Genomic DNA, 24,493 nt, shown 5'->3' with positions numbered 1-24,493 from the left:
GTGGAAGAAGCCGAAGAAGGATTAGAAGCGTTGCTTCAATCTATGTCGAAGCAAGAGCGGCGCGCCACCCAAAGCCAACTCATTCGCTTGATGAAACACATCATCAAATGGAAATCACAACCAGAGCGGCGTTCGGTCAGTTGGGCGGTCTCTATTGCTAACGCGCGCTATGAAATTTTGGAAACGCAAGAGTATGAGCCGAGCATTACAGACGATGTGATTCGAGCACTGTGGGAGCGAGCCTTTAAGCAAGCGCAAAAAGAAGCTGAAATCGAAATGCAAAAAAAGTCAGCAATCCAATCGCTGTCGTGGGATGAAGTCTTTAACGAGGACTATACGCTAGCGAACAATGAATAGCAATTGAGTTGCACATCACACTCTCTAAGAAATGTTCACAACAAAAAAGCGTCTTGCAGTTTCTGGCAGGGTGCTCTCCCCCAAGAGCAACGAACAACCAGCGCTGATTATTTCAGATATGACGACAATTTGACGGTCTTGCCGCACATGGACGCATCAATTTTGAAGATGACAGCGCCTTTCTTGCCGTTGTGACTCAAGCAAATTTCTTTGTTGTTGTCGCAAGAAACTGAGGTCGAGCCACCACCGTGATAGAGCATTACATGCCCTGTACCTGTGTAGATGCGAATATCTTGCTTGGTATCGTTGACAATTTTCACGGGACCTTTGCTGGGCAAGAGCCCCGTCTGTGTGTTGGCAACTGTGTCGAGCGAAAAGGTGACAAACCACAAGCTAGCGAGAAAAAAGAAATGCCATTTCATGTGAATAATGGTTTATGGTTAAGTTTGGCAAGTTACTAAAAGCGGCTCATATTTAGTCTAAAGTTTGAAAGGATGTTTGATGATAGAGTGTAGTTCTCAGAGTTTGTCAGTTTGAAAACAGCGTAAAAGTTTGTAGATTAGTTTGACGAAATAGAAATGAGTTGATGCAAGTTTATGCGGGCGTAACTCAATTGGTAGAGTGCAACTTTCCCAAAGTTGAAGTTGCGGGTTCGAGTCCCGTCGCCCGCTCAGCTCCCGAATCCTGCGCAGCGTTCTTGAACCCAAGAGCGCTTTTTAGTTTTTCTACTACGTTGAAGACAATTGGGCAAATCGGATATTTTTCCATGACCGAGTGAAAGCGGTATTTGAAGTGTGGTGCGGTGAGGTTTGGGAAAGTGCGGCAACTGAGTGGACGCTGTTCATAGATGCTACAGTGGTTATCGGACTGCAACATAGGGCAAGGGGTTGTGCTGAAATAAAAAGCCTCTTTGTATGGGGTAAGAAATTTGGTTTTGAACTCCTCAACGGAGAGTTTCTGGTATGCAGCAAGTGCAGGCAGTTCGGTCTCGAGGGCAGCAGCGTGCAGGTGTTTGCAGCAATTGCCGCAGGTGGTGCAATCAATCTGAGCTTCGACTTCGGCATTGAGTGTTTCAACAAGTGTGTCGAGCCTGTGCGAGGGGATGCGGCGCAGAAAGGCTTTAAAGTCCTGATTTTCTTGGTCAAGTTGGCGCGCACGTGCAGCAATAGTTTGTAAATTGGTTTCAAGCGTTTTGCACATTGTGGAAAAATTTGTGGAAAACGTTTCACGTGAAACATATGATTAGACTCAAAAATTTTTTTCATTGGTAGGAAAGGTTAAGAGGTGGATGTTGAGCTCGTGCTCAAAGTGAGAACGACAAAGAAGGAGCGTTCGGAAAGAAAAAGGTGCAAAAAATGTTCCACGTGAAACATTAGGCTAACTAAACTTCATGGTAAATGACAAATGACGGATTACGATGTCATTGTAGTGGGGGCAGGACATGCCGGCTGTGAAGCTGTACTAGCAGCGGCGAAAATGGGACAGCGGTGTTTGCTGATTACGATGGATTTAATGGCGATTGCGCGAATGTCTTGTAATCCAGCCATCGGCGGCATTGCCAAAGGACAAATGGTGCGCGAAATTGATGCGCTGGGTGGCGCAATGGGTAAAGTAACTGACGCTGCAGGCATTCAATTTCGGATGCTGAACCGCAGTAAGGGACCGGCAATGTTTTCACCACGTGCGCAATGCGACCGCGTGCAATACTCCATAGAGATGCGCAAACTCATTGAGAAAGAACCCCTCATTGACTTGCGACAAGATTCCGTGCTGGGCGTGCGGGTAGAACGCGGTAAAATTAAGTCTGTCATCATTCGTGGCAATCAAGAAATTACAGCTAAAGCGGTGGTGCTGACCAATGGCACATTTCTCAATGGTAAAATTCATGTGGGCTTAAAAAACTATTCTGGCGGACGCACAATGGCTGAACCTGCTGCTGTAGGGCTAACAGAATGTCTCGTCGAGTTAGGTTTTACTTCAGGACGCTTAAAGACTGGCACGCCACCACGCATTGATGCCCGCAGTGTGGATTACAGCAAAGTTGAAGTGCAACCGCCCGATGAACACATTGAGCCGTTTTCGTTTGATACGGATGAACTCGACTTTCAAAAAAACGGCAACTTTCGTGCTATATCACCTACACGAATGAAGAAACACATCGCGTTTTAGAATCTGGCTTCGATCAATCGCCAATGTTTCGCGGATTGATCGATGGTGTTGGTCCAAGATATTGTCCCTCAATTGAAGACAAAATCAACCGTTTTCGTGATAAAGATCGGCATCAGATTTTCCTTGAGCCAGAAGGGTTCGACACCAACGAAATGTATGTAAATGGCTTTTCTACATCTTTGCCAGAAGAAATTCAGCTTAAAGGTTTGCGTACGATTGCGGGCTTAGAAAAAGTCAAGATGATTCGCCCGGGCTACGCGATTGAGTATGACTATTTTCATCCACACCAGTTGAAGCCTACACTGGAAACGAAACGCGTCGAGGGACTTTTCTTTGCAGGGCAAATCAATGGGACCTCAGGCTATGAAGAAGCGGCAGCACAAGGGCTCATTGCGGGCATCAATGCAGCCCTGCGGGCACGCGGTGAGAACGAAGAATTTACCTTGCGGCGCGATGAAGCCTACATCGGTGTCTTGATTGACGACCTCATCACAAAAAGCACCGATGAGCCGTATCGAATGTTTACCTCGCGTGCCGAGTATCGCATCATTCTGCGCCAAGACAACGCCGACCGTCGCTTGCGTGAAAAAGGCTACAAGTTAGGACTCATTTCTGAAGCATGCTATCAGAAGTTTTTGCAGAAAAAACGAGAGATTGAGCAAGTCGAGCAGCTCTTACGTGAAGAAGTGGTTTTAGCTGCAGACATCAATCCTGTGATTGAGCAGTTAGGCGGTGCACCTTTCCGAAAGAATGAACGAGCTATCGATGTGCTGCGTCGACAGGAAATAAATTGGACGACACTGATGCAAGCCTTGCCGCTATTGCGCGAAAAGGTGGAACGCATCTCTGTAAATCCACGTGTCTATGAGCAAGTGGAAATTGATGTGAAATATGAGGGATACATTCGGCGCGAGTTGCAGAACGCAGAGAAACTTTCGCGACTTGAAGAAGTGTATATTCCGCCGTCGTACGACTTTGAGCGAGTGAGAGGGCTCTCGGCAGAGGGGCGTGAAAAGCTCAAGAAAGTCAGACCGACAACCTTAGGTCAAGCCTCGCGCATTTCAGGTGTAACACCCGCCGATGTGTCTGTGCTGATGGTACACTTAGGGCGATAAGATGTTTCACGTGAAACATCTCGGTTTGCCGAACAGGTAAGCAAAGCGAGAGGGAACTGCACGATGAAGGCGCTGAACGTGCAAGCTTTAGAGTGTGAGGACGTCGCAAATTGTAACTCAAAACTAGTATCCAGAAAAATGCCTGAAGAGACCACTGACCAAGAAAAAAACACAAGACAAGACGCTGAATCGTTGGTGCAAAGTGTCCTCGCTAATGAACTGCTCTATGGTAAAGACCGTGAAGAAAATCTCATTGCGGCGCACCAAATTTCGGATACGCAGATTCGACTCTACAAGCGCGAGGCAGGAAGAGTAACATTCCGTGATGAACCGTTCTATCCATTTTTTTCTTAGCAAATCCGGGCTTTCTTAGTGGATTCAAAGCAGAAGTAGGCGGCGGATTCTGGCTCAAGGAATTAGAAGGAAATAATTACTACAAGCACCTTGCTATCTTCAAAAGTTGGAAAGACTATCGTGCTGCTTTAGACTTTGCAGCAAACACCAAACGCAAACTCTCACGCAACGAAAATAATTACACGAGTGATGATGACGATGAGCGTCGCATTGAGGAAATTTATTCTAAAGGCGACGCCGTCGCGCAGTATCTTTTTCAGACCGGGAAGACGCTGTTCAAGGGGATGACCTTCCGCGACTTGCATCGCATGCAGATCGATATTGAGACCTACTACGACAAAGATTCGCAGCAACTTTCTGGCATCCAAATCGGACGCGATAAAATTATCATCATCTCCCTATCGGATTCAACAGGCTGGGAAGAAGTGCTCCACATCAAGCAGCAGTCAGAAAAAGCGATGTTAGAACAGCTGGTGCAGATCATTCAAGAGCGCGACCCGGATGTAATTGAAGGTCATAACATTTTCAGTTTTGATTTGCCCTACATTCAGCGCCGCTGTGAAATCAATGGCGTAAGGTTTGCTGTAGGACGAGATGGTAGCACGCCACACAGTTATCCCGCCAGCATTCGTTTTGCAGAACGCACCATTCAATACCCATACTGTGAAATTGCAGGGCGACATGTAGTCGATACACTGTTTCTGGTGCAGTGGTTTGATGTCGCTAAACGTGCTATGGCAAGCTACAGTCTAAAAGAATGTGCGAAGTATTTTGGTTTTGCAGCAGACACACGTACCTACATTGACCACAAAGATATTGCAGAAGCGTGGGATAAAACCCCCGATAAACTCATTGCGTATGCCCTTGATGATGTACGTGAGACAAATAAACTCTCGGAATTGCTCTCTGGCAGCAATTTCTACATGACGCAGATGATGCCATTTAGTTACGCACAGGTCTCACGCATGGGTCCAGCTGCAAAAATCGAGGCGCTCTTCGTCCGAGAATACTTGCGTAGAAAACAAGCGATTCCACGCCCGCAGCATGGTCAACAAGAAAGCGGCGGTTACACAGAAATTTTCCTCAAAGGTATCTTGGGTCCAATTGTCTATGCTGATGTCGAGTCGCTCTATCCAAGCATCATGCTCACTTACAATATCTGCCCGAGCAGTGATGAACTTAAACTGTTTCCGAAAATTCTGGCTGATCTCAAAAGCCTACGGCTTGCTGCCAAAGGACGGATGAAAGAGGCAAAAAAGAACGGCGACCAAACCAGCGTGGATCTCTACGATGCCATGCAAAATTCCTTCAAGATTCTGATTAACGCGATGTATGGCTACTTGGGCTTCCGTGCAGGAATCTTCAACGACTACAATGAAGCTGACCGCGTTACCACCACAGGACAATCCATTGCACGAAAAATGATCGCAGAATTTGAAAAACGCGGTTGCCGTATCGTAGAAGTCGATACCGATGGAATCTACTTTATTCCGCCGCCGCATGTCCGCACCGAAGCTGAAGAAGAAGCACTGGTCAAAGAAGTCTCTGCAACAATGCCTGAAGGGATTTCAATTGCCTACGATGGTCGCTTTAAGAAAATGGTGTCGTACATGAAGAAAAACTATCTGTTGCAAAGCTACGATGGAAAAATCAAAGTCAAAGGGTCTTCACTCGTAAGCCGAAGCACAGAGAAGTTTGGACGCGAGTTTGTCAGAAAAGGCTTTGAATGCTTGCTCAATGAAGATATTGTGGGGCTACATGAACTCTATGTGCAGACCTACGAGCGTATCCTGAACAAAGAGATGCACGTTTCAGAATTTAGCCGTACAGAAAACCTGAAGAGCAGTCTGGAAGATTATCAAGCCGAAGTCAAAGCGGGTAAGCGCAATAAAGCGATCACATATGAAATTGCCATCAGAAATAAACTATCGGTCAGCAAAGGCGATCGAATTACGTACTATGTGGCAGGCTCAGGATTGCTTGGCAATTATGCTGAACGGGGTAAGCTTGCTAGCGAATGGGATCCCGAGAAGCCTGACCAAAATATCGACTTCTACCTCAAACGCCTCGATGAATTTGCGGAAAAATTCCGCGACTTCTTCAAACCCGGTGATTTCAGCCGAATCTTCTCAGCAGGTGGGCTCTTTACATTCTCGCCAGAGGGGATCGAGCTCATCAAAGAAATTCCATGCCGCCATACCTCGGAGCTAGAAGAGGAAGTCCCCTTCTAGCTCATAACGGTATTAGCATATTGCTGTATAGTTAAAAAGTAAGACGTGTTGAGAATTGATACTGCGTGGGAATCCCAGCTGAGCGAAACTGAATTGGATCGCCGGGGCGTCCAACTTGTGCACGGTTCGTCTGCGTAGCATTTGCAAAGTAGCCACTGTAATTGATTGCATTAAAGACATTAAAGATGTCTGCACGCAATTCAAGACCAAAGTTGCCAAAACTAAGAAAATGTGAAGCGCTAAGGTCAAGTTGTGCAAAGCCGGGCAGTCGCTCACCGTTGCGTGCTACGCCTGGAAAACGATCCAAGTTACCAGCAAAACCATCGCCGTACTGCGGACCATGTCCATAAAATCCGGCATAATCTTGTGGATTGCTCACACCAGGTGGTGCTACGGCATTGCTAAGCGCCACAGTGCGGTTAATCGGCTGTCCAGATTGAAGCAGCAGGTTGAGCGAAATGGTTGTGCCAAACTCAAAGCGATAGGCGCCAGTGAGCGCTAGCACATGGCGACGATCATTGACCGCAAAACCCCACTCATTTTGAAACTCGTTCGCATCCATTGCACGGAAGTTGATGTCGTCTGTGTTATTCAAATTCCAAGACAGCGTGTAAGCGAGATTGAAGGCATAATTTTGTGAGAAAGCTTTTTTAAGATTTAAGGTAATGCCGTAGTATTCGCTTCGACCTTCGGTCTCACTCATTGTAATTTGGCGAGCCCCACCGGCGACAACACCAGCAGGACGAGAGGCGTCAGCATCAGCAACAGGACGCGGTGAAGAGGTTGCTGCAAAGGGCGTTGAAGCATACGGTGTGGGTGCATTAAGATCGCGCAGGCGCACCAAATTGAACCCCAGCAGTAGGACGGCATCAACGGACAGCGCAAGGTCGTCGGTAAGTTGGCGTTGCAGACCAAGTGAGAGTTGATGGCTAAATGGATTTTGAAGTCCATTTGGATTTTGTATGCGCAGCTCACGTGCAGGTAGTGATTCTATGTTTCTACGAAGGTCATCGCTGGTGCGACCTTGAAGAAATGGCGGAGCGTCAGGACCGATGAAGGTCGCTGTAACATTGCCATCAAATGTCAATCGATCAAGATCGGCATCAGCAGGAATAATGCCCTGCTGCTGCAGCACGCGAAGTTGTTGTAAGAAAGCGGGTGAGCGGCTTGAAAATTGCAGGGCATCGCTTTGAATGGCATAAAGAATGCGCTCGTAGAAAATGCCATACCCACCGCGCAGCACAGTAAGTCCATCTTCGGTTAAGAGCCAGTTGAAAGAGAGGCGGGGCGCAAGATTGTTCCAATCATAAGTGTTGCTTCCAGCTTTGGAGAGATTATCAAAATCCCAGCGTAGCCCAAGGTTCAGCGTAAGACGTGGAGAGACTTTGTAGCTATCTTCAACAAATGCGGCAAATAGAAACTGTGTTGCCCCGAAACTTTCGGGTCGGACTTCTACACTGTACGACAGCACATCGACATTGCGTGGAATATCGGAGAGTGAAAAGCTAGAGCGGTTTGCAGCGAAAGCAGCATCATTACGGAGCCTAACAACATAATTTCCGCTCGGATTGCCGCCACCGAAAAGTCGATGTGAAGAGGTAAGAATGTCAATTCCTGCTCGAAGCGTGTGTTGATCGAGTGCCGCAGTAAGTGTGCTGGCAACTTGCCAGGTTTGTTCAAACTGATCGAAGGTAAAGCCTGGATGTCCGACAATGCCAAGCAGTTCATTTCGACCAAAGCCACCATCAAGTGTATCGGAAAAGACGGTAACCTGCGGTTGTGCGCCCTCTTTGGGACGACCATAGTTCCAGTAAAACTGACTGTACTGTGCACGTGTCTCGCTAAAGAGATTTGATGAAAGTAGCCAAGTGTGTTTTGCAGCAATGAGGAGAGCATTGCGGTCTTGAATGCTGCCAGCACTCGGTTGCACAGCGCCACCACCGGGATTATCGAGTGCAACAAGCCCCACATTTGCGCGCAACGACGTATAGTGTTTAGGACTCCAGGTGTGATCAATTTTACCTGTGAAAAGGTAGCTTTCATTGCGGGCACGCACGACGGCATTCGTTGCAGGCGTACGAATGATTTGGTCAACGCCATCTTGCGTCAGTTCCGCATTAAAGAAAAAGAAAGTTTGATTTGGCACAATAGGACCAGAGAGCGAAAGACCACCTTGATTGCGGTTGAAGCCATTGCGAATGGGATTGCCATTATCGTCAAGCGGTGAAAAAGCATTTGGGGCATCGAGCGCAGCTCCGGGACGGGAGTAATAAAAGACTTCCCCTTTGAAATCATTCGTGCCGCTCTTGGTCGTGATATTCACAATGCCGTTGGCTGTACGACCAAACTCCGCACTGTATGAATTGGTCAGCACAGCAACATTTTGTGCAATGCCAATTGGGGTATCGAACTTCTGTCCGCCCAAGAAACGCTCGTTGTTATCGAATCCATCAATCAAGTAGTTAGCGTAGAGTGAATTTTGTCCGTTGATGCTCACATTTGGGGCTTCAGGAAAGTAGCCTGTGGCTGGTGCAACACCAGGCAAGAAGTAAAGTTGGTTGGAGACTTTACGACCGTCGGTGGGAATCGTTTGAATTTGAAACTCACTGACAAACGATGAAACCTCACCATTAGAGCGATTGATTTGCGGTGCACGCTCTGCGGCGACAGTAACTTCATCGGATGCATATGCTTTGAGATCAAGCGTGATAAAAACGCCGTTCATCAGCACGCAGGACAATATCAGTGACCACAGCCTTTCTAAAGCCAGAGGCTTGTGCTTGGAGTGTATAACTGCCTGCCGTAGAAAGTGAGACAAAGCGAAAGGTGCCATCTACGCTGCTCACGGTGCTTTGAGTAGCACCTGTTTTGACATTCGTGAGAGTGAGCGTAGCCCCTACAAGGGCTTCGCCTTGTGTATCACGCACGACTCCTTCAATCGTGGCGGTGCCTTGTGCATAAAGGGAAGATGGGCAAAGTAGAGCAATCAAAATTGAAAGCAAAGTTAAGTTTTTCATAGACAGACAAAAGGTTTAGTTCGAAAAAAAGCACTTAGCACGACGGCAGTGTGCGCATCGTGCAGTGATGATTCAGCCAAATGAAGTGTCGGGCAGCAGAAATCAGATGAAGAGGCGCGGCGGAGCTTTTTGATGGCGTAAGCGCGGAATCAAGACGGAAGGAAGAGTTTGATAAGAATAGTAGTCCTTGTTGAGCTGTGTTTGAGAGAGAAGTGTTGCAAGTTTGCACAGTAGGTCAAGGTGGGACACCAGAGCATAATGCAGCAGCGATGTCGAGTCGTCAATATCGACAAGTGGAGGAAGCCATGCTGCGGTTTGCTTTAGGGCGTGCAGGCAGCATCGAAGATCTTCTTGCACAAATTGAGTTTGCCAGCGACAAGAGGCAAGGAGCGTGTTGAGCAAAGGTAGTGAAGTTCGCTGTAAGCCAATCAAATACAAGCCGCCGTCAAGCGCCGCACCGAGAGCAATAGGTTGAGTTTCAAGAGCGTCAAATGCTTGTTCTAAGGTATCGGCAGTAAGGTCAGGCGAGTCGTTGCCGATGATCACCACTTCTTCATAGCCGATAGCGAGGGTATCTTCAACTGCTGCACAAAGTCGATCATGGAAGGTTGTGCCACGTTGGATAAGGAAATGTGTTGCGCCGATAAACTCAGGCGCAGGTTTATCTGTTGCGATGACAAGTGCCGCATGTGTTTGCTGTGAGACGGCAATAGCTGTTTGGATAAGCCACCGATAAACCTGCTGGCACTGCGCATAAGACAGTCCGCTGAAGCGCTTGGCTTTGATTTCACTTGCGATGCTGCGTGTAAAAAGAAGTATGGCACGCCTCGGAGTCATGGGCTGTTCGGGGCTGGATTGGGCAACTGAATTTGCACAAAGTGTTCTGATGGAAACGTGTGCAGATTAAGGTGTGGCGGAGAGGTGTTCGGCTTGTAGTCTTCGTAGTACTTTTCAAAAAATTCGTCGCACCAGAGACAGATGTTGCCAAGCGCTTGGGTGCGTGAGCGCGCAAGTTCTTCAGAAATACCTTTGTAGAGACCCATTTTGAAAGGCTCACCGTCATTGAGGGCTTGCCACATTGGATGTTGAATGACACGTGCAATGGCCATGTTCAAATCTTCATAACGCAAGTCCGCAATGGGCATGCGTGTGCCAGGGCAGCAGGGGTAGAGGTTGTAGAGTTGGACTGCAATTTCTTGCATCACGCCTTCTTTGCCACCAGCAAAGCCTTTTGCACCTGAAGGAATCGCGCAGAAGTTATGAAGCGGATTGTGCAGCATCACATTTTTTTGAATGGCTCTACCACGTGCCCAGTTGCCACCAATCCAGAAGTCTTCATTAGCGCCCCACATTGAAAATGTCAGTTCGGGTGTCGTGAGGCGTGTTTTGGAAACCAGTGCACCTTCATTGTCAAAAATCATGCCGCGCGCTTCCATCATGGATTTCAAAAGCTCAGCTCGTGCGCCCTTGTGTTTATGAAAGCGGTCAAGTGAAGCAATGTCAATGCGCGTGACATGATGCGCAAGAATCTCATCTAAAATCTCGGGTGTAAGCAAATCGCCGTTGGTTTGCAGCATGTACTGCACTTGATTGCCATACTTTTGATACAGTGTATCTAAGCAGAAGTAAAGCAACTTACGATTGACCAAAGGTTCGCCACCAGAGAGAATGATGCGTAGCGGAGCATCGTCTGGGGCAGGAAAGTGTGTGATAACTGCAGCAGCTTCATCCGTGGTGAGTTCAACTGCTTTAGGTCGAGAACTGTTGTAGCAGTGATCGCAGCGGTCGTTGCAGTTGTGTGTAATAACCCAGTACAGTGAATCGAGCGGCATAAAAGTATAAAGAGTTGATGGCTATAAAAACATTCTCATTGAGCAGCAGGTTTCCAAAAAAGAAACAACCGAGTAAGTGCTGAACAAAATCAACGTGAGAGAGTGCAGTTGATGGATGAGCTATGTCTGCTGCAGCAGGAGCTCAAAATTAACTTGAGAGTGCATCGCTGTGCTCCAAAACTTCCCAAGTGTGGTCCGCCAGTAATTTGACTTTAGCGACAAACTCAAACGACTTTTGGCTGCGCCCCCATTCGTGTGGGGCAACAAGCGAAAGGAAATCCTCACCATCGGGACGGCGATAAAGGTAATAGACATGCGAAATCAGTGGCTCAAAAGACATTTTTGCAGCATAAATACGCTCCGAAATTTCCACGCGTTTTTTGATAGCGTTGGCTTGCTCGGCTAAAAGTTTCATCTGCTCGTAGAGCTGCGCCATTTGCATATCGGTTTGCTGATGCATTGCTGCAACCGCTCTGCCTTTGGCTTTGCCCATATCTTCTGGTTTAACAAGGGCGCTACCAGAAGTGTGTGCGTAAGGCAGAAGCCCAGGCGATGACGCCGTTTTGTCTTTCATGCGTTCCAAATCAATCTTGGAAAGGTCAATCTCATTTTCTTTCATCTCAAGTAAGGCAGTTTATTGTTATGCTAACTAAAACATGAAGTCTGGGAAACTTAATTCCACGGTGATGAAGCAAAGTGATGTACAACGTTGTAAATTTAGCTAACCTAACGCTCAATCTAACCAACATGAGAGAAGCTATGCAAGTCATAGAGACACAACCAACACCAAACCCTAACGCTTTGAAGTTCATCATAGCTGGCACCTTCCCACCTGGTTCACATGCCTTTATGTCGCACAAAGAAGCTGAGAACGATGCGCTCGCCAAAGCAATCTTCGAACTTGGCGAAGTGACTTCTGTCTTTTACATGAATAACTTCCTGACCGTAAGCAAAACTCTAGCAGGAGACTGGAACAAGTTGCGAGAAGGTGTTATTGCGATTCTGTCTCAGATGTAGGTCAGTATTGAAACTGCACTGTGAAGATGTTTGCTGACCCTAATTGGTCGGAGAAGGGCACGAAGGCATAGTCGAGCTTAAAGCTGCTCCACTTGATGCCAATGCCTGCTGAAAGATTCCGTGAGGCTTGACCGAGTGTAAGCCCAGCACGTGCCCAAAAGAGATCACGAAACTCGAACTCTGCACCAAGGTTGAACACAGTAGCGTCGGAAAACACGACAATTGCGTTGGCTTCAAGCAAAACGCGACTTTCAAGAGAAGAAAAAGCAAGCGAATAGGCTGCGCCTGCACGAAGCAGTGTGGGTAAGCGTGAAGATTCGCTTGAAAGTGCATTCATACCGCCAAGGTTTTGCAGTGCTGCTGCCAGTCGAAAGTTAGAGGAGAGGGCATATAGACCTGACAAGTCAAAAGCGACGCCTGTTGCATCATCAATAAAAATGCGTTCATAGAGAAATTTACTTGTCAAGGCAAGTGTGAAGCGATTGCTAAATGAGTAGGCGTAAGAGGCGCTAAGTGCCAGATTTTGTGCGGCAAATGTGCCTTCAGGTGATTCCGTTGGGCGCGTGCGAATGGGAATGTCATTGATGGTAAGCCAAGTAAGGGAGAAACCCAGTGCGCTCTGCCCATAGTTGAATGCAGTGGCAGCATAGCTTGAGTAGGTATCCAGAAGCCATAAACTCTGTGAGAAGAGAATGACGGATTTTTCTCCAGAATTGAGCAAGGCGGGATTGTAGTAGTTGGCAGCAGCGCCAGTTGCGGAAGCCACGCCGACATTAGCCATCGCTTGCTCTCGAGCGGTTACGCCCAGTTGCAGAAAGGTGAGACCAGTTTGCGCAAAGGCAGAGCGAAGCAACAGAGAAAAGAGCAGAAGCAAGGAAACAAGAAAGATGCGTCGCATAGATTCAAGTAAAATGAAAAGGGCTTACTGCTGTAAGCCCGAAAATACCAAGTGAGTAGTGCACTGCACAAGACCGTTATTTGTCATCTCTGCTGGCTTCAAGTAGTATACGCTTTTCTTCACTAGTTAGCGATTCATAGCCAGAGCGCGAAATTTTGTCGAGAATTTCATCGATGCGGTCTTGTGTGATACGGCGTGAAGATGTTGAACGAGAGGACTGCGCACGCGATTCGCTGGTCGCAAAAGTCTTTTCAAACCATGATTGAAGTGGGAATTCGCGCTGCATAACTTTGATGTAGATATACCCGACGGCCATACCGCCAAGATGCGCAAAGTGTGCCACGCCACTTGCAGCTTGATCAAAGCTTGCAATAAATTCCAGCACAGCGTACAGAATAACCAGATACTTGGCTTTAATAGGCAAGAGAAAATAGATATAGATGTAGCGTTCAGGGAACATCATACCGAAAGCAAGCAGCACGCCATAGACAGCGCCCGATGCCCCAACAGTCGGATACATGCCACTGGTGAGCAGAAGATTGATGATGCCAGCGCCAATGCCGCAGGTAAAGTAGTAGATGGTAAATTGCTGTGTGCCCCAGTAGTTCTCAATTTCTGCACCAAACATCCACAGCGCAAACATATTAAAGAGAATGTGCAAGAAACCGCCATGCAGAAAGAGATAAGTAATAAGTTGCCATATCTCAAATCGTCCAGATTCCCAAGTCCAAAGCGCGCCAAACTCCGTCAGAAGACCCCGCATTGGTGTAAAGAATTGAAGTAGAAACACAACAACATTGATAGTAATAATCAACTTAATTGCAGGCGGCATGATTGAAAACCCACCTGGGCGATACTCATCATAGTAACCCATATCTCTGGAATCCAAAAAATTGATGTTGCTAGTTGCCTCAGAAGGAACACTTCAAAGATGCTAATAATTTTTCGGCTTGTCAAGAACTGCTCTGTAGTTTAGAAGGCAAGATTGACACCGATATCGAGCGCATTGCGAGCACCTGTTCGCTCTTGAAAGCTATCGCCTGTGATAAACTGATAACGACCGAACAAGACAAACTCCAAAATTTCTGCCTTGAAACGAACGCCTGCACCAAATGATGGCAAAAAAGTAAAGCCTGTGTTCTCAATAGTGGCAACGCCCAATCGTGCTTCAAGAAAGGGTGAGCCCCAATCGAGGTGAATGAAGGCTTGTGCACCCGCCGCACCGCCATACCATGAAAGGTCAGGTTGCGGAATGGCACCAAATAAGCGACCAGCTTGCGCTTCTGCATGGAGCGAAAAATGCTTATCGATGTGATACTCTGCACCGGCACGAAATCCAATACCTCGAGGATACTGCGAAGAGAAAATCGGTGAAACGCTCAAGCCGAAGAAACCATACCAACGCTTCATCGGCAAATACTCAACGCTGAAGACTTGTCGCGCGGAGTAATTAAACTCATCGCGCGCAACAACTTCAAAGCTGTTGTATCGATCACGCAGTTTGAGCATTACTTTTGCTGCACCGCTTTCATCAGCACGTGTGAGACTATCGCCATTGACGAAAATTGTAGCACGAGGTTCTGTCGTAATGAGCAGAATGAAATCTTCGCGCGACGTGAGTGTGCCGCTTTCAAGCGTGCGTAAGCGAAGCGATAGCGGTAACTGGCGCGGCAAACGCTCGACCACAGACAGCGATCTGACAAAAGGTTTGCTCTCAAGACCGATGGAGTCAATAGCAGTAAGACGAACAAAGTAAGTTCCAACTGCAAGGGATGTGGTTACCGATTCTGCATTACTGACTGTAGTGAAAACAAGGCTATCGAAGGTATCAGTGTGTGAGATATCAAAGCGCGTCTGTTCCGTAGTGCGTTGCCACTGAAATTGAACAGGGCTTTTAGTGAGCGATGTGGGAGCAAGTAGCTTTGGAGCGGGCGGCAAGGGACGAGGTGCCTCAGGCGGTGTATTTTCTGCAATGCGTGTGCCGAAGTCATCAGGGACATCGACAACTGGACTTGCTAAGGGTTGAGCTTCTTCAAAAGTGGGCGCACTGCGCATCCCACGCACTTTTGCTTCACCACGGTGCACAGAGACAAGCGAGCGACCACGGGAATCTATGCCAATTTTTCCGGCGCTATTACCCATTGCGATATCAGCAGCGCGTGTGCGTATTGAGAGCCGATTTTGCAGACGTGCTGATGTAAGTTTTGCGTAAAGATCGCCAGAGAGCAGCGCAACATTTTGTGCTGGGCGGTCTGTTTTTTCAGTCGGTGCACTGCCATAAATCACCACGAGCGCATTTTCACCAATCTGAAGTTGACTTTGGTCATTAAATGTAACAGTGGAGCGAGAGTTTGCACCAGTATTGATTTTGTGATGTTCATAGACGGGCTGCTGCAAAAAGGCAGGGCGCCAATCAAGATTCCAAGGTGCGCGCTCACGCACATCGCGCTGAATGGCTGTGATTTTGCCGTCAGGCAAAATAGGTGAATTGTCGGGCATAGTGAGCGTGCGTGTGGTGCGCGGGCTGATGCCAACCACTTCAACACGGCGGTTTTGTGAGCGACCCTCTTCTGTAGTGTTGTCAGCAATCGGATAAGTGTCGCCATAGCCACGTGTGAAAATGCGAGCCGGTGCAATGCCACGCTGAACCAAAAACTGTTTAACAGCATTCGCACGTGCGCTCGAGAGTGCAAGGTTTCGCTTAGCATTGCCGCGGTTATCTGCATGACCGCTAATCTCAATATCCATATCAGGGCGCGCTGCAAGATAGGCGGCTAATTTTTCAAGTATGACGTAACTGGCTGGTTGAATCGAGGAACTGCCGCCTGCAAATGTAACATCTTTCAGCACTAACTTTTTGCCCGGACTCAAATCAATGCTTTGCATCGAGTCCTGTGCAGAAGCACTCGAAAAAAGAAGAAAGAGAAGACTTGTAGCAGAAAGAAGTCTCATACTTAATCTGATTTTTATTTTGGCAAGGTAAACCAAAAGCGAGAGCCTTTGTAGAGTTCGCTCTCAACACCCACTTTGCCACCATGCTTTTCGACGACTTCTTTGACAAAGGCAAGTCCTAAGCCAGTGCCAGTAACACTGCGCACGCGTTCATCATCCACAGCACGAAAGAACTTGGAGAACAGCTTTTCTTTTGCAGATGCTGAAATCCCATAACCTTCGTCTTGAACCGACACCTCCATTTCATGCTGATGTTCAAGCATCTGAATGCGTACGGTCGTGTTCGGTGGAGAATACTTAACTGCATTTGAGAAAAGATTAAGCACAACTTGACCAATGAGTTCAGGATCACCTGCAATAGTCGTGCTTGCAGAAGGCAGGGCAAGTTCTACGCGAATGTGTTTGGCATCTGCAAGTGGACGGTTGATTTCCACAACGGTTCGAATAACATCATGCAACTTAAAGGCAATGCGCTGTATTTCAGTGCGTCCTGATTCAATGCGGTTGAGATCAAGAAACTTGGTAACAATGTTGCCTAAGCGTTCAGATTCTTTGTAGATGATGGTGGCAATTTCACGCGTGTCGCTAGGTAAAGCTGGATTTTCTACGATGAACGAGCTAAATCCGCTAATGGTTGCAAGAGGTGAGCGCAGTTCATGCGCTACGAGTGAGACAAGCTCGGTCTTCATGCGGTCAATTTCAACTTCTTTGGTAACATTGCGCAAAGCGCCAAGTACGGCAACAAGTTCCCCAGCATGCAGGACGCGCACGAAAGCCCCTCGCAGCACAATCTCACGCACTTCACCAACCATCTGCACACGAAATTCTGCAGGCACAACGGTATTGGAACAGGCATATACAGATTCAATATGATGACGTAGCGACTCATGCGTGAGGTAATGCTCAAAAGGTTCGGGTGAGGCACTAAGATCTTGCTCCGGCAATGAAAACCATTGGGCAAACAGATGATTGACTAAGATCACGTGGCGCGAGGCATCAAGGACAATCATCCCGTCACTGGCTTGACGAAGGGCGGCATCAAGTTTATTGCGTTCTGCAATGATTCGATCGATATTGATTTTTTGATAGCGCTCAAGTGTTTCAGCAGCATCATTATAAGCGCGAAAAACAGGGGCGAATTCATCTTGGCGCTGTATAGGCAAACGAAAACTAAAATCCTGATCAATGAAGCGTTGTGCGGCGCTCACGAGTTGCTTGATCGGAGTGTTAAGCCAGTGCGCCAAGAAGACACTTACTCCAATTGAGAGCACAATACCAGCAAGCGAACCATATAGTACGCGCCGCTGCATCTCATGCACAGAAAAATAAGCAATGCGTTGAGGTTCCTCGACAACGATAACAACTTGAAGACTAGGCACAGCAAGCCAAGTGCCAAGCATGGCTTCGCCATGTACACCGATATACTCGCGTGAGACCCCAACAGCTTTTGCACGTAGTACGTCCTCTGGCTGCTGAAAGCCTTCAAACAAGCCCTTGCCTAAAAGTGAGAGGTGCTGTGCAGCTAAAACTGTATCGGTATGAGCAAAAAGGCGCAGGTGGGCATCAAGCAAATAGATACGGTCGCGCGCGCCTGAAAAGGTCTGTGCAGAAATCTCACCAATCCAGCTTGCTAGGGCACGATGCTCGAGCTGTGTGAGCAGATAGCCTGCAAATTTTTGTCGATCATCCACTTGGTTGCAACTTGAAACTCATCTGCCACATGCAAAACACTCGGCAAAGAGTCTAATCCAGCACGCAGCGGCTGAGGAAAAACTTTCGGTAGTGGTGCAGGAGATGACTTGACAAAAGCATCAATAAACTGCCCTTGTTCATCATAGACCCCAATAGTATGGATATCGGGATAATTTGCCATTGAAGTTGAAATCATGTGTACAACATCACTTGGGGAAAGAGAGCGGTTATCGAGTATTTGAGCGGTATCGAAGAGCAGTTTTGCAGCATCCTGCGCGCGCTGTTCAAGGCGCAAGACAACATTCTTAGCGACAGCAAGATATAACTCACGCGAAAGATTTTTGAGTGTGTTAAGGTTGAGAACAGAAATTGAATATCCGACTAAGGTAAGCGGGAGAACAGCAAAGAGCGAGAGCGCAATTGCAAGTTTCGTTGCAAAATTAAGTGATGGCAGTTTCATCTCACATGGTTGAGGTAGTGCCGATTAGGTAAGCTGTCTTCAAGCTATTTGAGAACAAGGCTAATCAAGTAATACATTGGTCAGGTGGGCGGTCTAAAGAAAGGACCATAACGGGCTATTGCCTTCGGCGAAATGCCATGACTGATTTGAAGACCAAAGCGTTTTCTTAAGAAGTCTTCAACCCTCATCCACTCCCCGTTATAGAAAACTTCACCAGTCCAAGCACATATTGTGATTATGTCCATGGCGCTCGATGAATCTGAATCTGTAGAGCTTGTAGAGGAGTGTGAGTCTGATGCCATTAAGGGCTGTTTAGCTGATGCCAAGGCTTGTTTGCACCGCTGAATCTTTGTTAGGGCATCTCTGACAGTGTCAACGACAGTATCTACAAAGACCTGACCCGTGCCCTTCACAATGTAGTCTATGGCACCTAATTTCATTGCTTCTACAGCAACGCTTTCGCTACCGCTACCGGTCATCAAAATCATGGGTGGCATATCAGATTGAATAGACGCATAGCGCAAGACTTCCAATCCATCCATCACCGGCATAATGTAGTCTACTAAAACAAGATCATAACGCGTACTCCGGCAGCATTGTATGCCTGATGCGCCGTCGTAGGCAACATCCACGCGGTAGCCTTGCTTCTGCAAGAGCAATTTCAAGAGTTGTGAAAGTGAAACATCATCTTCAATAACCAGGATATACGCTGTGTCTGACATAGGTCATAGAAAACGCTGAGTTGAGCAAAAAAGTTACTTGTCATTAAGTGCTGCGATACCGGGCAGAACTTTTCCTTCGAGAAACTCCAAGCTAGCGCCGCCACCTGTTGAGACATGTGTAACAGCTTTTTCAAGACCGGCTTTAACAATTGCAGAAGCACTATCACCGCCGCCAATCACCGTAGTGGCACCGCGCTGTGTCGCTTCAGCTAAGGCTTTGGCAATTTCAACGGTACCCGTTGCAAATTTATCCATTTCAAAGACGCCCATTGGACCATTCCAAACGATGGTGTTAGCGCTCAAAATTTCCTCGCGGTAGTGCGCAATTGTTTTCGGACCAATATCCAGACCCATCCAGCCCTCTGGAATAGCGTTCACATCAACGACTTGTGAGGCAGCATCTGCTTCGAAACGATCCGCAACGACAACATCGACGGGCAAAATCAGCGGCACACCTTTCGCTTTAGCTTTAGCTTGAATGGACTGTGCAACCTCGAGTTTGTCATCTTCTACAAGTGACTTGCCAATGCCTAAGCCATTAGACTTGAAGAAGGTAAAAATCATCGCGCCGCCAACCAAGATTTTATCAACTTTATCGAGCAAGCGCTCCAAGACATCGATTTTACCTGAAATTTTTGAGCCGCCAAGAATGGCTACAAACGGACGCTTCGGATTTTCCGTCGCTTCACCAAGATACTTTAGCTCTTTTTCAATCAAAAAGCCAGCGACGGCAATCGGAAGAAACTTGGTGATGCCTTCGGTCGAGGCATGTGCGCGATGTGCTGTGCCAAACGCATCATTGACGTAGATTTCGCCCAGAGCCGCAAGTTTCTTTGCAAACTCCGGATTATTATCCTCTTCGTCGTTGTAGAAACGCAAGTTTTCCAGCATCATCACTTCGCCATCTTTGAGCGACAGGGCTTGCTGCTCGACTTCTGCGCCGATGCAATCGTTTGCCATCAGCACAGGTTGACCTAAAAGTTGTGAAAGCCGTTCGGCAGCAGGGCGCAAAGAAAATTCCATAGCGCGCTTGCCTTTGGGTCGCCCTAAGTGCGACATCAAAATCACACGAGCCCCATTTTTAATCAAGGTTTGAATAGTCGGCAAAGATTCGCGAATGCGTGTGTCATCTTCAACATGACCTGACTTGTCGAGCGGCACATTAAAATCCACACGTACTAAAACGCGTTTGCCAGAGACGGCAATATCGGAAAGTGTTTTCTTGGTCATTTTTTACTACTTAAAAGAGTTTTGAAAAGTTAGTCTGATTGTCCGATGCGATAAGTGCCTTGCACAATAGCGCGCAATTGCAAAACGTCAGAGGCACGCACGCGAGCAAGTACGGCCTGGGCACCTTGCCGAGTATCCGCTTGCACTTCAATGAATGCACCTTGCGCACGACGCAGCGCATTGAATTCAGTATTGTTTAACTCAAGCTCAATGGTACTGCGTGTCAGTGCTGTACTTTCACCAGATGTATTGACTGGCGCGGCATTAATGGTTGCAAAATCACGGCGCGGCAAAGATAGAGCTTGCAATGAAGTACCATCAACCAAAATCGGGCGAAGGTTAGCATCTACAAAAACGAGACGAAGTCGTGTATTGATGGGCAAGCCTGATTGAATCTGCAAAGTAAGTTTTGCTGACTGCACATCGTTAAGGTTGGGCAGCGAAAAAGTGATGGTATCACGCAGCCCAAAAGCTGCAAGGTTGAAACGGAAAGGTAACCGAAATTTCAGGCTCACACCAATTCGACTTGTATCGGTAATTGAGCCAAACACGCGGTTAGGATTCACAACAGCATAGCCGCGCACGGCAATGCTGTTGGGCAAGCTCGTAAAAACTGGTGAGATGTTACTGTTTTGTGCGTTCAGTTGCAATCTGGTGGTGGCATTAGGCAAAAGATCAAGCGTAATGGGGCGATTGTTCTGCAAAAGTTCAAGTGAATCACGGGTGCGTGCGCTGTAGGTGATAAAACGCGGCTCTGTGCGAATCAGAAACCCGATTGAACTTTCAAAATCCACGCTCACATCAGGAAAGAGCTGACCACTGAGTGTATCAACTAAGCTAAGATCAACATTCAGCGGATCGAGTGTGAAATTGAAATCGAGTGGACGGTTTTCGTCAACGCGCCAGATAACACCTTCAGCGCGTGCAGCAGCAATGCGCATGGTGCGGTAGATTGCCGTGAAAGCTACATTAGCATCAACGCGAGTGAAAACCAGTGCAGGATCAACGTTGGTAATTACACGGTAAGGAATTGCTGTGTCGCCAATCGTGTTGATGGTCCAGTTTTCAAAATCGTCGAAGACGAGCGTAGCGGTTTGCAGAGCAGGCACGAGCGTGTCGCGGTCGAAGATCTGTCCATTGCGTACAACGGTGGGCAAAATAAGGCGGGTGCGACCGGTCAGCGGCAGTGGGTTGATAAAACGAATCATGAGGCTGCCACGTCGAAAAGTACCGCTGCGCAGTTTTTCCACAACCCCGCCAGTAGCACGTACAGTGCCTTCCTCAATCAATGTTTGTGCTTGATAGCGCACTTCAGCCGCGCGGTAGGCAATTGTATCTGTCGACTGAAGGCGAATCGTAAGCGGCGCAGAAAGGTTCAGGGTCGCTGATTGCGCAGGAATAACGCCATCGATGAGTTGCACGCTAAGTCGACCAGTAAAAATCCGGTCAGGCAGCATAACGGAATCGCGCACGGTTTGTCCCGGATTCAGGCTCGAAAGGGTCGTAATGCCAAGCGAGACGTCTTGATTCGAGTCTCGCAGTTCAAAGCGTAAGTTTTCGAAGCGCACGCCAGTGTTGTTGCTGATCACGAGACGAATACCACCTTCTATGACACTAACAAAACGGATATTTTCCTCGAGACTAAAGTTGTAAGGTGCCGAGCGCAAGTTCTCAAAGCGCGGGAGCGTTGTATTGCCACTTGGCAGCGAAATACCTGACTCAGAAGCAATTGCGCCCAAAGATTGAGATGAAGCAACATCAAACTTTGGAATGCGAAGTCGACGCACCGCAAGTGTGCGTGCTGTATCTGACACCGTAAGCGAGAGCGAATCGCCAATGTCAAAGACACTGCGGTAGGTGGTGTCATAGACGAACTGAATGTCGCCCGAAGGTGTAATTTCAAGTGGTGGATTGTTGAGTTTGCCAATCAGCGAACGCGCCGTATAGGTTGCGTTCAGCAGAGGAAAAGTGCCAGAAATATCCCACACAGGCGTTAGCGGTCGCTCAATGCGGCAGCTTGCAAAGCTAAAAAACAGCAGTACAGTGCTTAGAGCAGTAGTAACGTGTCTCACAGGATGTTCTCGCAGATATCTTGTAAAAAGAGAGAGTAAAATAGTCGTAAAACAAAGATAAGTAAAATGGCGTCATATCGTGGACATGTTTGGGGCGGATTGCTGTTTTTTGTGCCCCTCATCATTGTGCTAGTTTTCTTCTTTGAGCTCTACAAACAGCCTTTGCCGATGCTTCTGGCTCAGGTTGCCATTCTGCTTGGCATTACACTGCTGTTTGCGCTCTTTCCTGACATTGACATCAAAAGCAAAGGACAACGTATTTTTTACCTGATATTTTTCTGCGTAGACCTTGTGCTAATTGTAACAAACCACTGGCGCGAAGCGGCGTTTCTCGGACTCTTTGCCATGCTGCCGCTGCTGACCGAACATCGTGGCTGGACACACTCCTTCTGGGCAGCGCTCATCATTCCGCTGCCATTTCTTCTGGTCCCAATCTGGTTTGCAAAATCAGGGTGGAAAGCCGGACTCCCGTATTACCTTGCTGCCGTGGCTGGATACCTTAGCCATCGATTCATGGATGGCATTTTCTTTGGGCGCAAAGGACACTGAAGTTGCTAATGCCCCAGACACGGAAACACAGGATGTGGTGCTATCCGTTGCAAGATACCATGCATAAACCGCATAGTTTGGTGTATCTAAAACCAGCCGTGCACCAAGGCGCTGTGCGGTAGGCGCAAAGTCGTTGATGAGTTCAATGACAAGTCTTGGACAGGTTTGCGCCGTTTTCTCGACAACGAGTAGTGCATCATGTGAAGTGCGAAGTACAGCCATGAGACGCGTAGTATCAGAAAACGGCAAGTACACATAGCGCGTCTGCAAACCCCAACGCAAGGCATCAACATCAAGACCGCTAAGGTAGTAACTCAATTGCGGATTGAAACTCTTTTCATCAAACCTCTTTTGAGGCACAAGATGAATAAGATAACGAGGTTCATGCTGTTGAACATACGCTCCAACAGCTTTGCCGCCAGTGTAGGTCTGCACAAAAGCTAAGCCATGAAGGGCAGTATTCAGAGCAAAGACGAAACTAAGAACGAGAATAGCAGTGAGTAGCAGCGTTCCACGCAAGGGCAATCGCCAAAAGAACCACCAGCCCAGCATGCTCAAACTGACGATGCTCATCAAAATTGCTAAACCGAAAGCTAACTCAGACCATTGATGCGATAGAATTGCTCCCACAAGATCACGATGCAAGAACTGTGTCAGCGACCATGCACTTGCAATAAGCAAGCCCCCTAAGGTGAGTTGCACACTTCTACTTGGCACAGTCTCTTGCAGAGCTATCTGCAGCATCGCAAATGCTTCAGCTGTTATCAGGGCAAGTGGAGGTAGAAAAAGTAAAGCGTACCAGAGCAGCTTAGTCTGTGCAACCGAGAGAATGAGAAAAGTGAGCGCAAACCAAATCAGCCAGAGCATGCGGTAAGGTGTGCGAAACTCGGGATTGCGCCAGAAACTCCATAGCCACAGAATACTGATTGTTGAAAGAGGGAAGCGTGTCAAAATAACATTGAGATAATAAAATGCGCCTGTGCGGTATTGCGAAAAAGTTTGATTGCGCTGGACACGATCAAAAATAAATAAGTCGAGATAGCGTTGAAGATAGCCATCGTTAGAGATGCACATCCAAGCAAACCAAGAAAGTCCCAGTGTAAGCCCCATGCCGAAAAAGAGTGAAAGAGTAGCAAGTGCGTCTTTGCAAGTGGTGCGACGTGTAAGCATGCGGTAAAGTTCAAGCAGTGCAATAGCAAGGGCAGGAAAAATGCCAACGAGAACTTTTGAGAGTAGCGCAGCACCGAGCATCACACCAGAGAGCAGAACAAACAAGCGATGGCGTGTGTCAAGGTAGCGCAGATAAAAATGTGCTTCTAAGAGAGAAAACAGCATGAGCGCCATATCAAGATGGGCTAGGCGAGCATACCACAGCAAGATGGGCAGAAATCCGCACACAAGAAGGGCGCAGAGCGGTGTATGGGCTAGAGGCGAATATGCTGCACTGCGTGTAATTGCGAAAAGAAACAGTGCAAACATCAAAAGTGAAGGCAAGCGTAAGGCAAATTCGCTCAAGCCAAAGAGCATGGTGCAAATTGTCATGAGCCAGATATGCAGCGGTGGATGTGAAGCAGAATAAAAACCGCCGATGGCATAGTCAGCTTGATTGAACCAGCAGTCAAACCGTGCGATGGCTTTGGCACGCAAGGCATAATAGCCTTCATCATAGGGTTGGATGTCGAGCGTAGAGAGTTGAAAAAGCTGGATAACGAAGAGAAAACAGAGCAGCCCGAGTGTAGCTTGCAGCAGCAGTGAAGCACGCTTTTGCAAGCGCGCACGCGTTACATTAAAAAGCGATAGCACGTGTAGCTAAGGAAAGCTATAGA

The 24,493-nt window shown here is 47.6% G+C and carries 18 protein-coding genes, 1 tRNA gene and 3 pseudogenes; 6 read left to right on the top strand and 16 right to left on the bottom strand.

The genetic code is table 11. From position 1 onward, the window contains the following. Complete coding sequence (locus CMR00_03600) at positions 1–357, top strand: hypothetical protein (protein PIO48750.1); 357 nt, start codon at positions 1–3, stop codon at positions 355–357. Positions 358–464: 107 nt separating this feature from the next. Here the strand turns inward: CMR00_03600 and CMR00_03595 are convergent, their stop codons facing one another. Then, positions 465–779, bottom strand: coding sequence for a hypothetical protein (locus CMR00_03595; protein ID PIO48749.1), 315 nt, complete (start codon positions 777–779; stop codon positions 465–467). 176 nt (positions 780–955) lie between these two features. On the opposite strand from CMR00_03595, the gene CMR00_03590 reads away from it, so the two are divergent. Next, positions 956–1,028, top strand: a tRNA-Gly gene (locus tag CMR00_03590). A 124-nt stretch (positions 1,029–1,152) separates the two neighbouring features. On the opposite strand, the pseudogene CMR00_03585 reads toward CMR00_03590, so the two are convergent. After that, positions 1,153–1,557 (bottom strand): annotated as a pseudogene (locus tag CMR00_03585) (hypothetical protein). 204 nt (positions 1,558–1,761) lie between these two features. On the opposite strand from CMR00_03585, the pseudogene CMR00_03580 reads away from it, so the two are divergent. Together CMR00_03580 and CMR00_03575 are read left to right on the top strand one after the other, a co-directional pair. After that, positions 1,762–3,641: pseudogene (locus CMR00_03580) on the top strand (tRNA uridine-5-carboxymethylaminomethyl(34) synthesis enzyme MnmG). A gap of 138 nt (positions 3,642–3,779) precedes the next feature. After that, positions 3,780–6,226, top strand: a pseudogene (locus CMR00_03575) (DNA polymerase). A gap of 31 nt (positions 6,227–6,257) precedes the next feature. Here the strand turns inward: CMR00_03575 and CMR00_03570 are convergent. The 5 genes from CMR00_03570 to CMR00_03550 form a co-directional block, all read right to left on the bottom strand. After that, positions 6,258–8,951, bottom strand: a complete 2,694-nt coding sequence (locus tag CMR00_03570) for a TonB-dependent receptor (GenBank protein ID PIO48748.1) — start codon at positions 8,949–8,951, stop codon at positions 6,258–6,260. After that, a complete protein-coding gene (locus CMR00_03565) occupies positions 8,926–9,243 on the bottom strand; it encodes a hypothetical protein (GenBank protein PIO48747.1) in 318 nt (105 codons plus the stop codon). The genes CMR00_03570 and CMR00_03565 overlap by 26 nt, the downstream gene beginning before the upstream one ends. A gap of 102 nt (positions 9,244–9,345) precedes the next feature. Continuing rightward, positions 9,346–10,080 (bottom strand): hypothetical protein, encoded by a 735-nt coding sequence (locus CMR00_03560; GenBank protein PIO48746.1) that lies wholly within the window; start codon positions 10,078–10,080, stop codon positions 9,346–9,348. Continuing rightward, the gene (locus tag CMR00_03555; protein ID PIO48745.1) at positions 10,077–11,075 is read right to left on the bottom strand and encodes a radical SAM protein; all 999 of its coding nucleotides are present in this window, start codon (positions 11,073–11,075) and stop codon (positions 10,077–10,079) included. The genes CMR00_03560 and CMR00_03555 overlap by 4 nt, the downstream gene beginning before the upstream one ends. A gap of 148 nt (positions 11,076–11,223) precedes the next feature. Further along, the gene (locus CMR00_03550; GenBank protein PIO48744.1) at positions 11,224–11,694 is read right to left on the bottom strand and encodes a hypothetical protein; all 471 of its coding nucleotides are present in this window, start codon (positions 11,692–11,694) and stop codon (positions 11,224–11,226) included. An 80-nt stretch (positions 11,695–11,774) separates the two neighbouring features. Between CMR00_03550 and CMR00_03545 the strand changes: the two genes are divergently transcribed. Continuing rightward, a complete protein-coding gene (locus CMR00_03545) occupies positions 11,775–12,092 on the top strand; it encodes a hypothetical protein (protein ID PIO48743.1) in 318 nt (105 codons plus the stop codon). Between the two features lies 1 nt (position 12,093). Here CMR00_03545 and CMR00_03540 read toward each other — a convergent pair whose 3' ends face one another. The 8 genes from CMR00_03540 to CMR00_03505 all read right to left on the bottom strand — a co-directional run bounded on the left by CMR00_03540 (position 12,094) and on the right by CMR00_03505 (position 22,034). Further along, complete coding sequence (locus tag CMR00_03540; GenBank protein ID PIO48742.1) at positions 12,094–12,990, bottom strand: hypothetical protein; 897 nt, start codon at positions 12,988–12,990, stop codon at positions 12,094–12,096. 76 nt (positions 12,991–13,066) lie between these two features. Then, positions 13,067–13,864 (bottom strand): rhomboid family intramembrane serine protease, encoded by a 798-nt coding sequence (locus CMR00_03535; protein ID PIO48741.1) that lies wholly within the window; start codon positions 13,862–13,864, stop codon positions 13,067–13,069. 98 nt (positions 13,865–13,962) lie between these two features. Further along, positions 13,963–15,942, bottom strand: coding sequence for a hypothetical protein (locus CMR00_03530; protein PIO48740.1), 1,980 nt, complete (start codon positions 15,940–15,942; stop codon positions 13,963–13,965). A 14-nt stretch (positions 15,943–15,956) separates the two neighbouring features. Further along, positions 15,957–17,633 carry a hypothetical protein gene (locus CMR00_03525; protein PIO48739.1) on the bottom strand — a complete coding sequence of 559 codons (1,677 nt, stop codon included), beginning with the start codon at positions 17,631–17,633 and terminating at the stop codon, positions 15,957–15,959. Continuing rightward, on the bottom strand, positions 17,573–18,094 hold the full coding sequence (locus tag CMR00_03520; protein PIO48738.1) for a hypothetical protein: 522 nt from the start codon (positions 18,092–18,094) through the stop codon (positions 17,573–17,575). Before CMR00_03520 ends, CMR00_03525 begins: the two co-directional genes overlap by 61 nt. 80 nt (positions 18,095–18,174) lie before the next feature. After that, positions 18,175–18,816 carry a hypothetical protein gene (locus CMR00_03515; GenBank protein ID PIO48737.1) on the bottom strand — a complete coding sequence of 214 codons (642 nt, stop codon included), beginning with the start codon at positions 18,814–18,816 and terminating at the stop codon, positions 18,175–18,177. Between the two features lie 33 nt (positions 18,817–18,849). Beyond that, the gene (gene pgk, locus CMR00_03510; protein PIO48736.1) at positions 18,850–20,046 is read right to left on the bottom strand and encodes a phosphoglycerate kinase; all 1,197 of its coding nucleotides are present in this window, start codon (positions 20,044–20,046) and stop codon (positions 18,850–18,852) included. 29 nt (positions 20,047–20,075) lie between these two features. After that, entirely contained in the window at positions 20,076–22,034 is a 1,959-nt protein-coding gene (locus CMR00_03505) for a hypothetical protein (GenBank protein ID PIO48735.1), read from the bottom strand. A gap of 150 nt (positions 22,035–22,184) precedes the next feature. Here CMR00_03505 and CMR00_03500 point away from each other — a divergent pair, with 150 nt between their 5' ends. Then, entirely contained in the window at positions 22,185–22,667 is a 483-nt protein-coding gene (locus CMR00_03500; GenBank protein PIO48734.1) for a metal-dependent hydrolase, read from the top strand. Here the strand turns inward: CMR00_03500 and CMR00_03495 are convergent. Next, positions 22,566–24,470: a hypothetical protein gene (locus CMR00_03495; GenBank protein PIO48733.1), complete on the bottom strand. Its 1,905-nt coding sequence runs from the start codon at positions 24,468–24,470 to the stop codon at positions 22,566–22,568. The two genes, CMR00_03500 and CMR00_03495, sit on opposite strands and share 102 nt — an antisense overlap. Positions 24,471–24,493 lie beyond the last annotated feature (23 nt).

Origin of the sequence: [Chlorobium] sp. 445, assembly GCA_002763895.1 — a bacterium.
Taxonomy (GTDB): Bacteria; Bacteroidota; Chlorobiia; order Chlorobiales; family Thermochlorobacteraceae; genus Thermochlorobacter.
The sequence above is the reverse complement of the archived record's forward strand: the minus strand, read 5'-3'. Positions and strand labels throughout refer to the sequence as shown.

What these genes read in the sequence shown, in the direction of transcription:
- CMR00_03595 (PIO48749.1), bottom strand. Translation starts at nt 779, where the DNA reads ATGAAATGGCATTTCTTTTTTCTCGCTAGCTTGTGGTTTGTCACCTTT.
- CMR00_03570 (PIO48748.1), bottom strand. Translation starts at nt 8,951, where the DNA reads ATGAACGGCGTTTTTATCACGCTTGATCTCAAAGCATATGCATCCGAT.
- CMR00_03565 (PIO48747.1), bottom strand. Translation starts at nt 9,243, where the DNA reads ATGAAAAACTTAACTTTGCTTTCAATTTTGATTGCTCTACTTTGCCCA.
- CMR00_03560 (PIO48746.1), bottom strand. Translation starts at nt 10,080, where the DNA reads ATGACTCCGAGGCGTGCCATACTTCTTTTTACACGCAGCATCGCAAGT.
- CMR00_03555 (PIO48745.1), bottom strand. Translation starts at nt 11,075, where the DNA reads ATGCCGCTCGATTCACTGTACTGGGTTATTACACACAACTGCAACGAC.
- CMR00_03550 (PIO48744.1), bottom strand. Translation starts at nt 11,694, where the DNA reads ATGAAAGAAAATGAGATTGACCTTTCCAAGATTGATTTGGAACGCATG.
- CMR00_03545 (PIO48743.1), top strand. Translation starts at nt 11,775, where the DNA reads ATGTACAACGTTGTAAATTTAGCTAACCTAACGCTCAATCTAACCAAC.
- CMR00_03540 (PIO48742.1), bottom strand. Translation starts at nt 12,990, where the DNA reads ATGCGACGCATCTTTCTTGTTTCCTTGCTTCTGCTCTTTTCTCTGTTG.
- CMR00_03535 (PIO48741.1), bottom strand. Translation starts at nt 13,864, where the DNA reads ATGGGTTACTATGATGAGTATCGCCCAGGTGGGTTTTCAATCATGCCG.
- CMR00_03530 (PIO48740.1), bottom strand. Translation starts at nt 15,942, where the DNA reads ATGAGACTTCTTTCTGCTACAAGTCTTCTCTTTCTTCTTTTTTCGAGT.
- CMR00_03520 (PIO48738.1), bottom strand. Translation starts at nt 18,094, where the DNA reads ATGAAACTGCCATCACTTAATTTTGCAACGAAACTTGCAATTGCGCTC.
- CMR00_03515 (PIO48737.1), bottom strand. Translation starts at nt 18,816, where the DNA reads ATGTCAGACACAGCGTATATCCTGGTTATTGAAGATGATGTTTCACTT.
- pgk (PIO48736.1), bottom strand. Translation starts at nt 20,046, where the DNA reads ATGACCAAGAAAACACTTTCCGATATTGCCGTCTCTGGCAAACGCGTT.
- CMR00_03500 (PIO48734.1), top strand. Translation starts at nt 22,185, where the DNA reads ATGGCGTCATATCGTGGACATGTTTGGGGCGGATTGCTGTTTTTTGTG.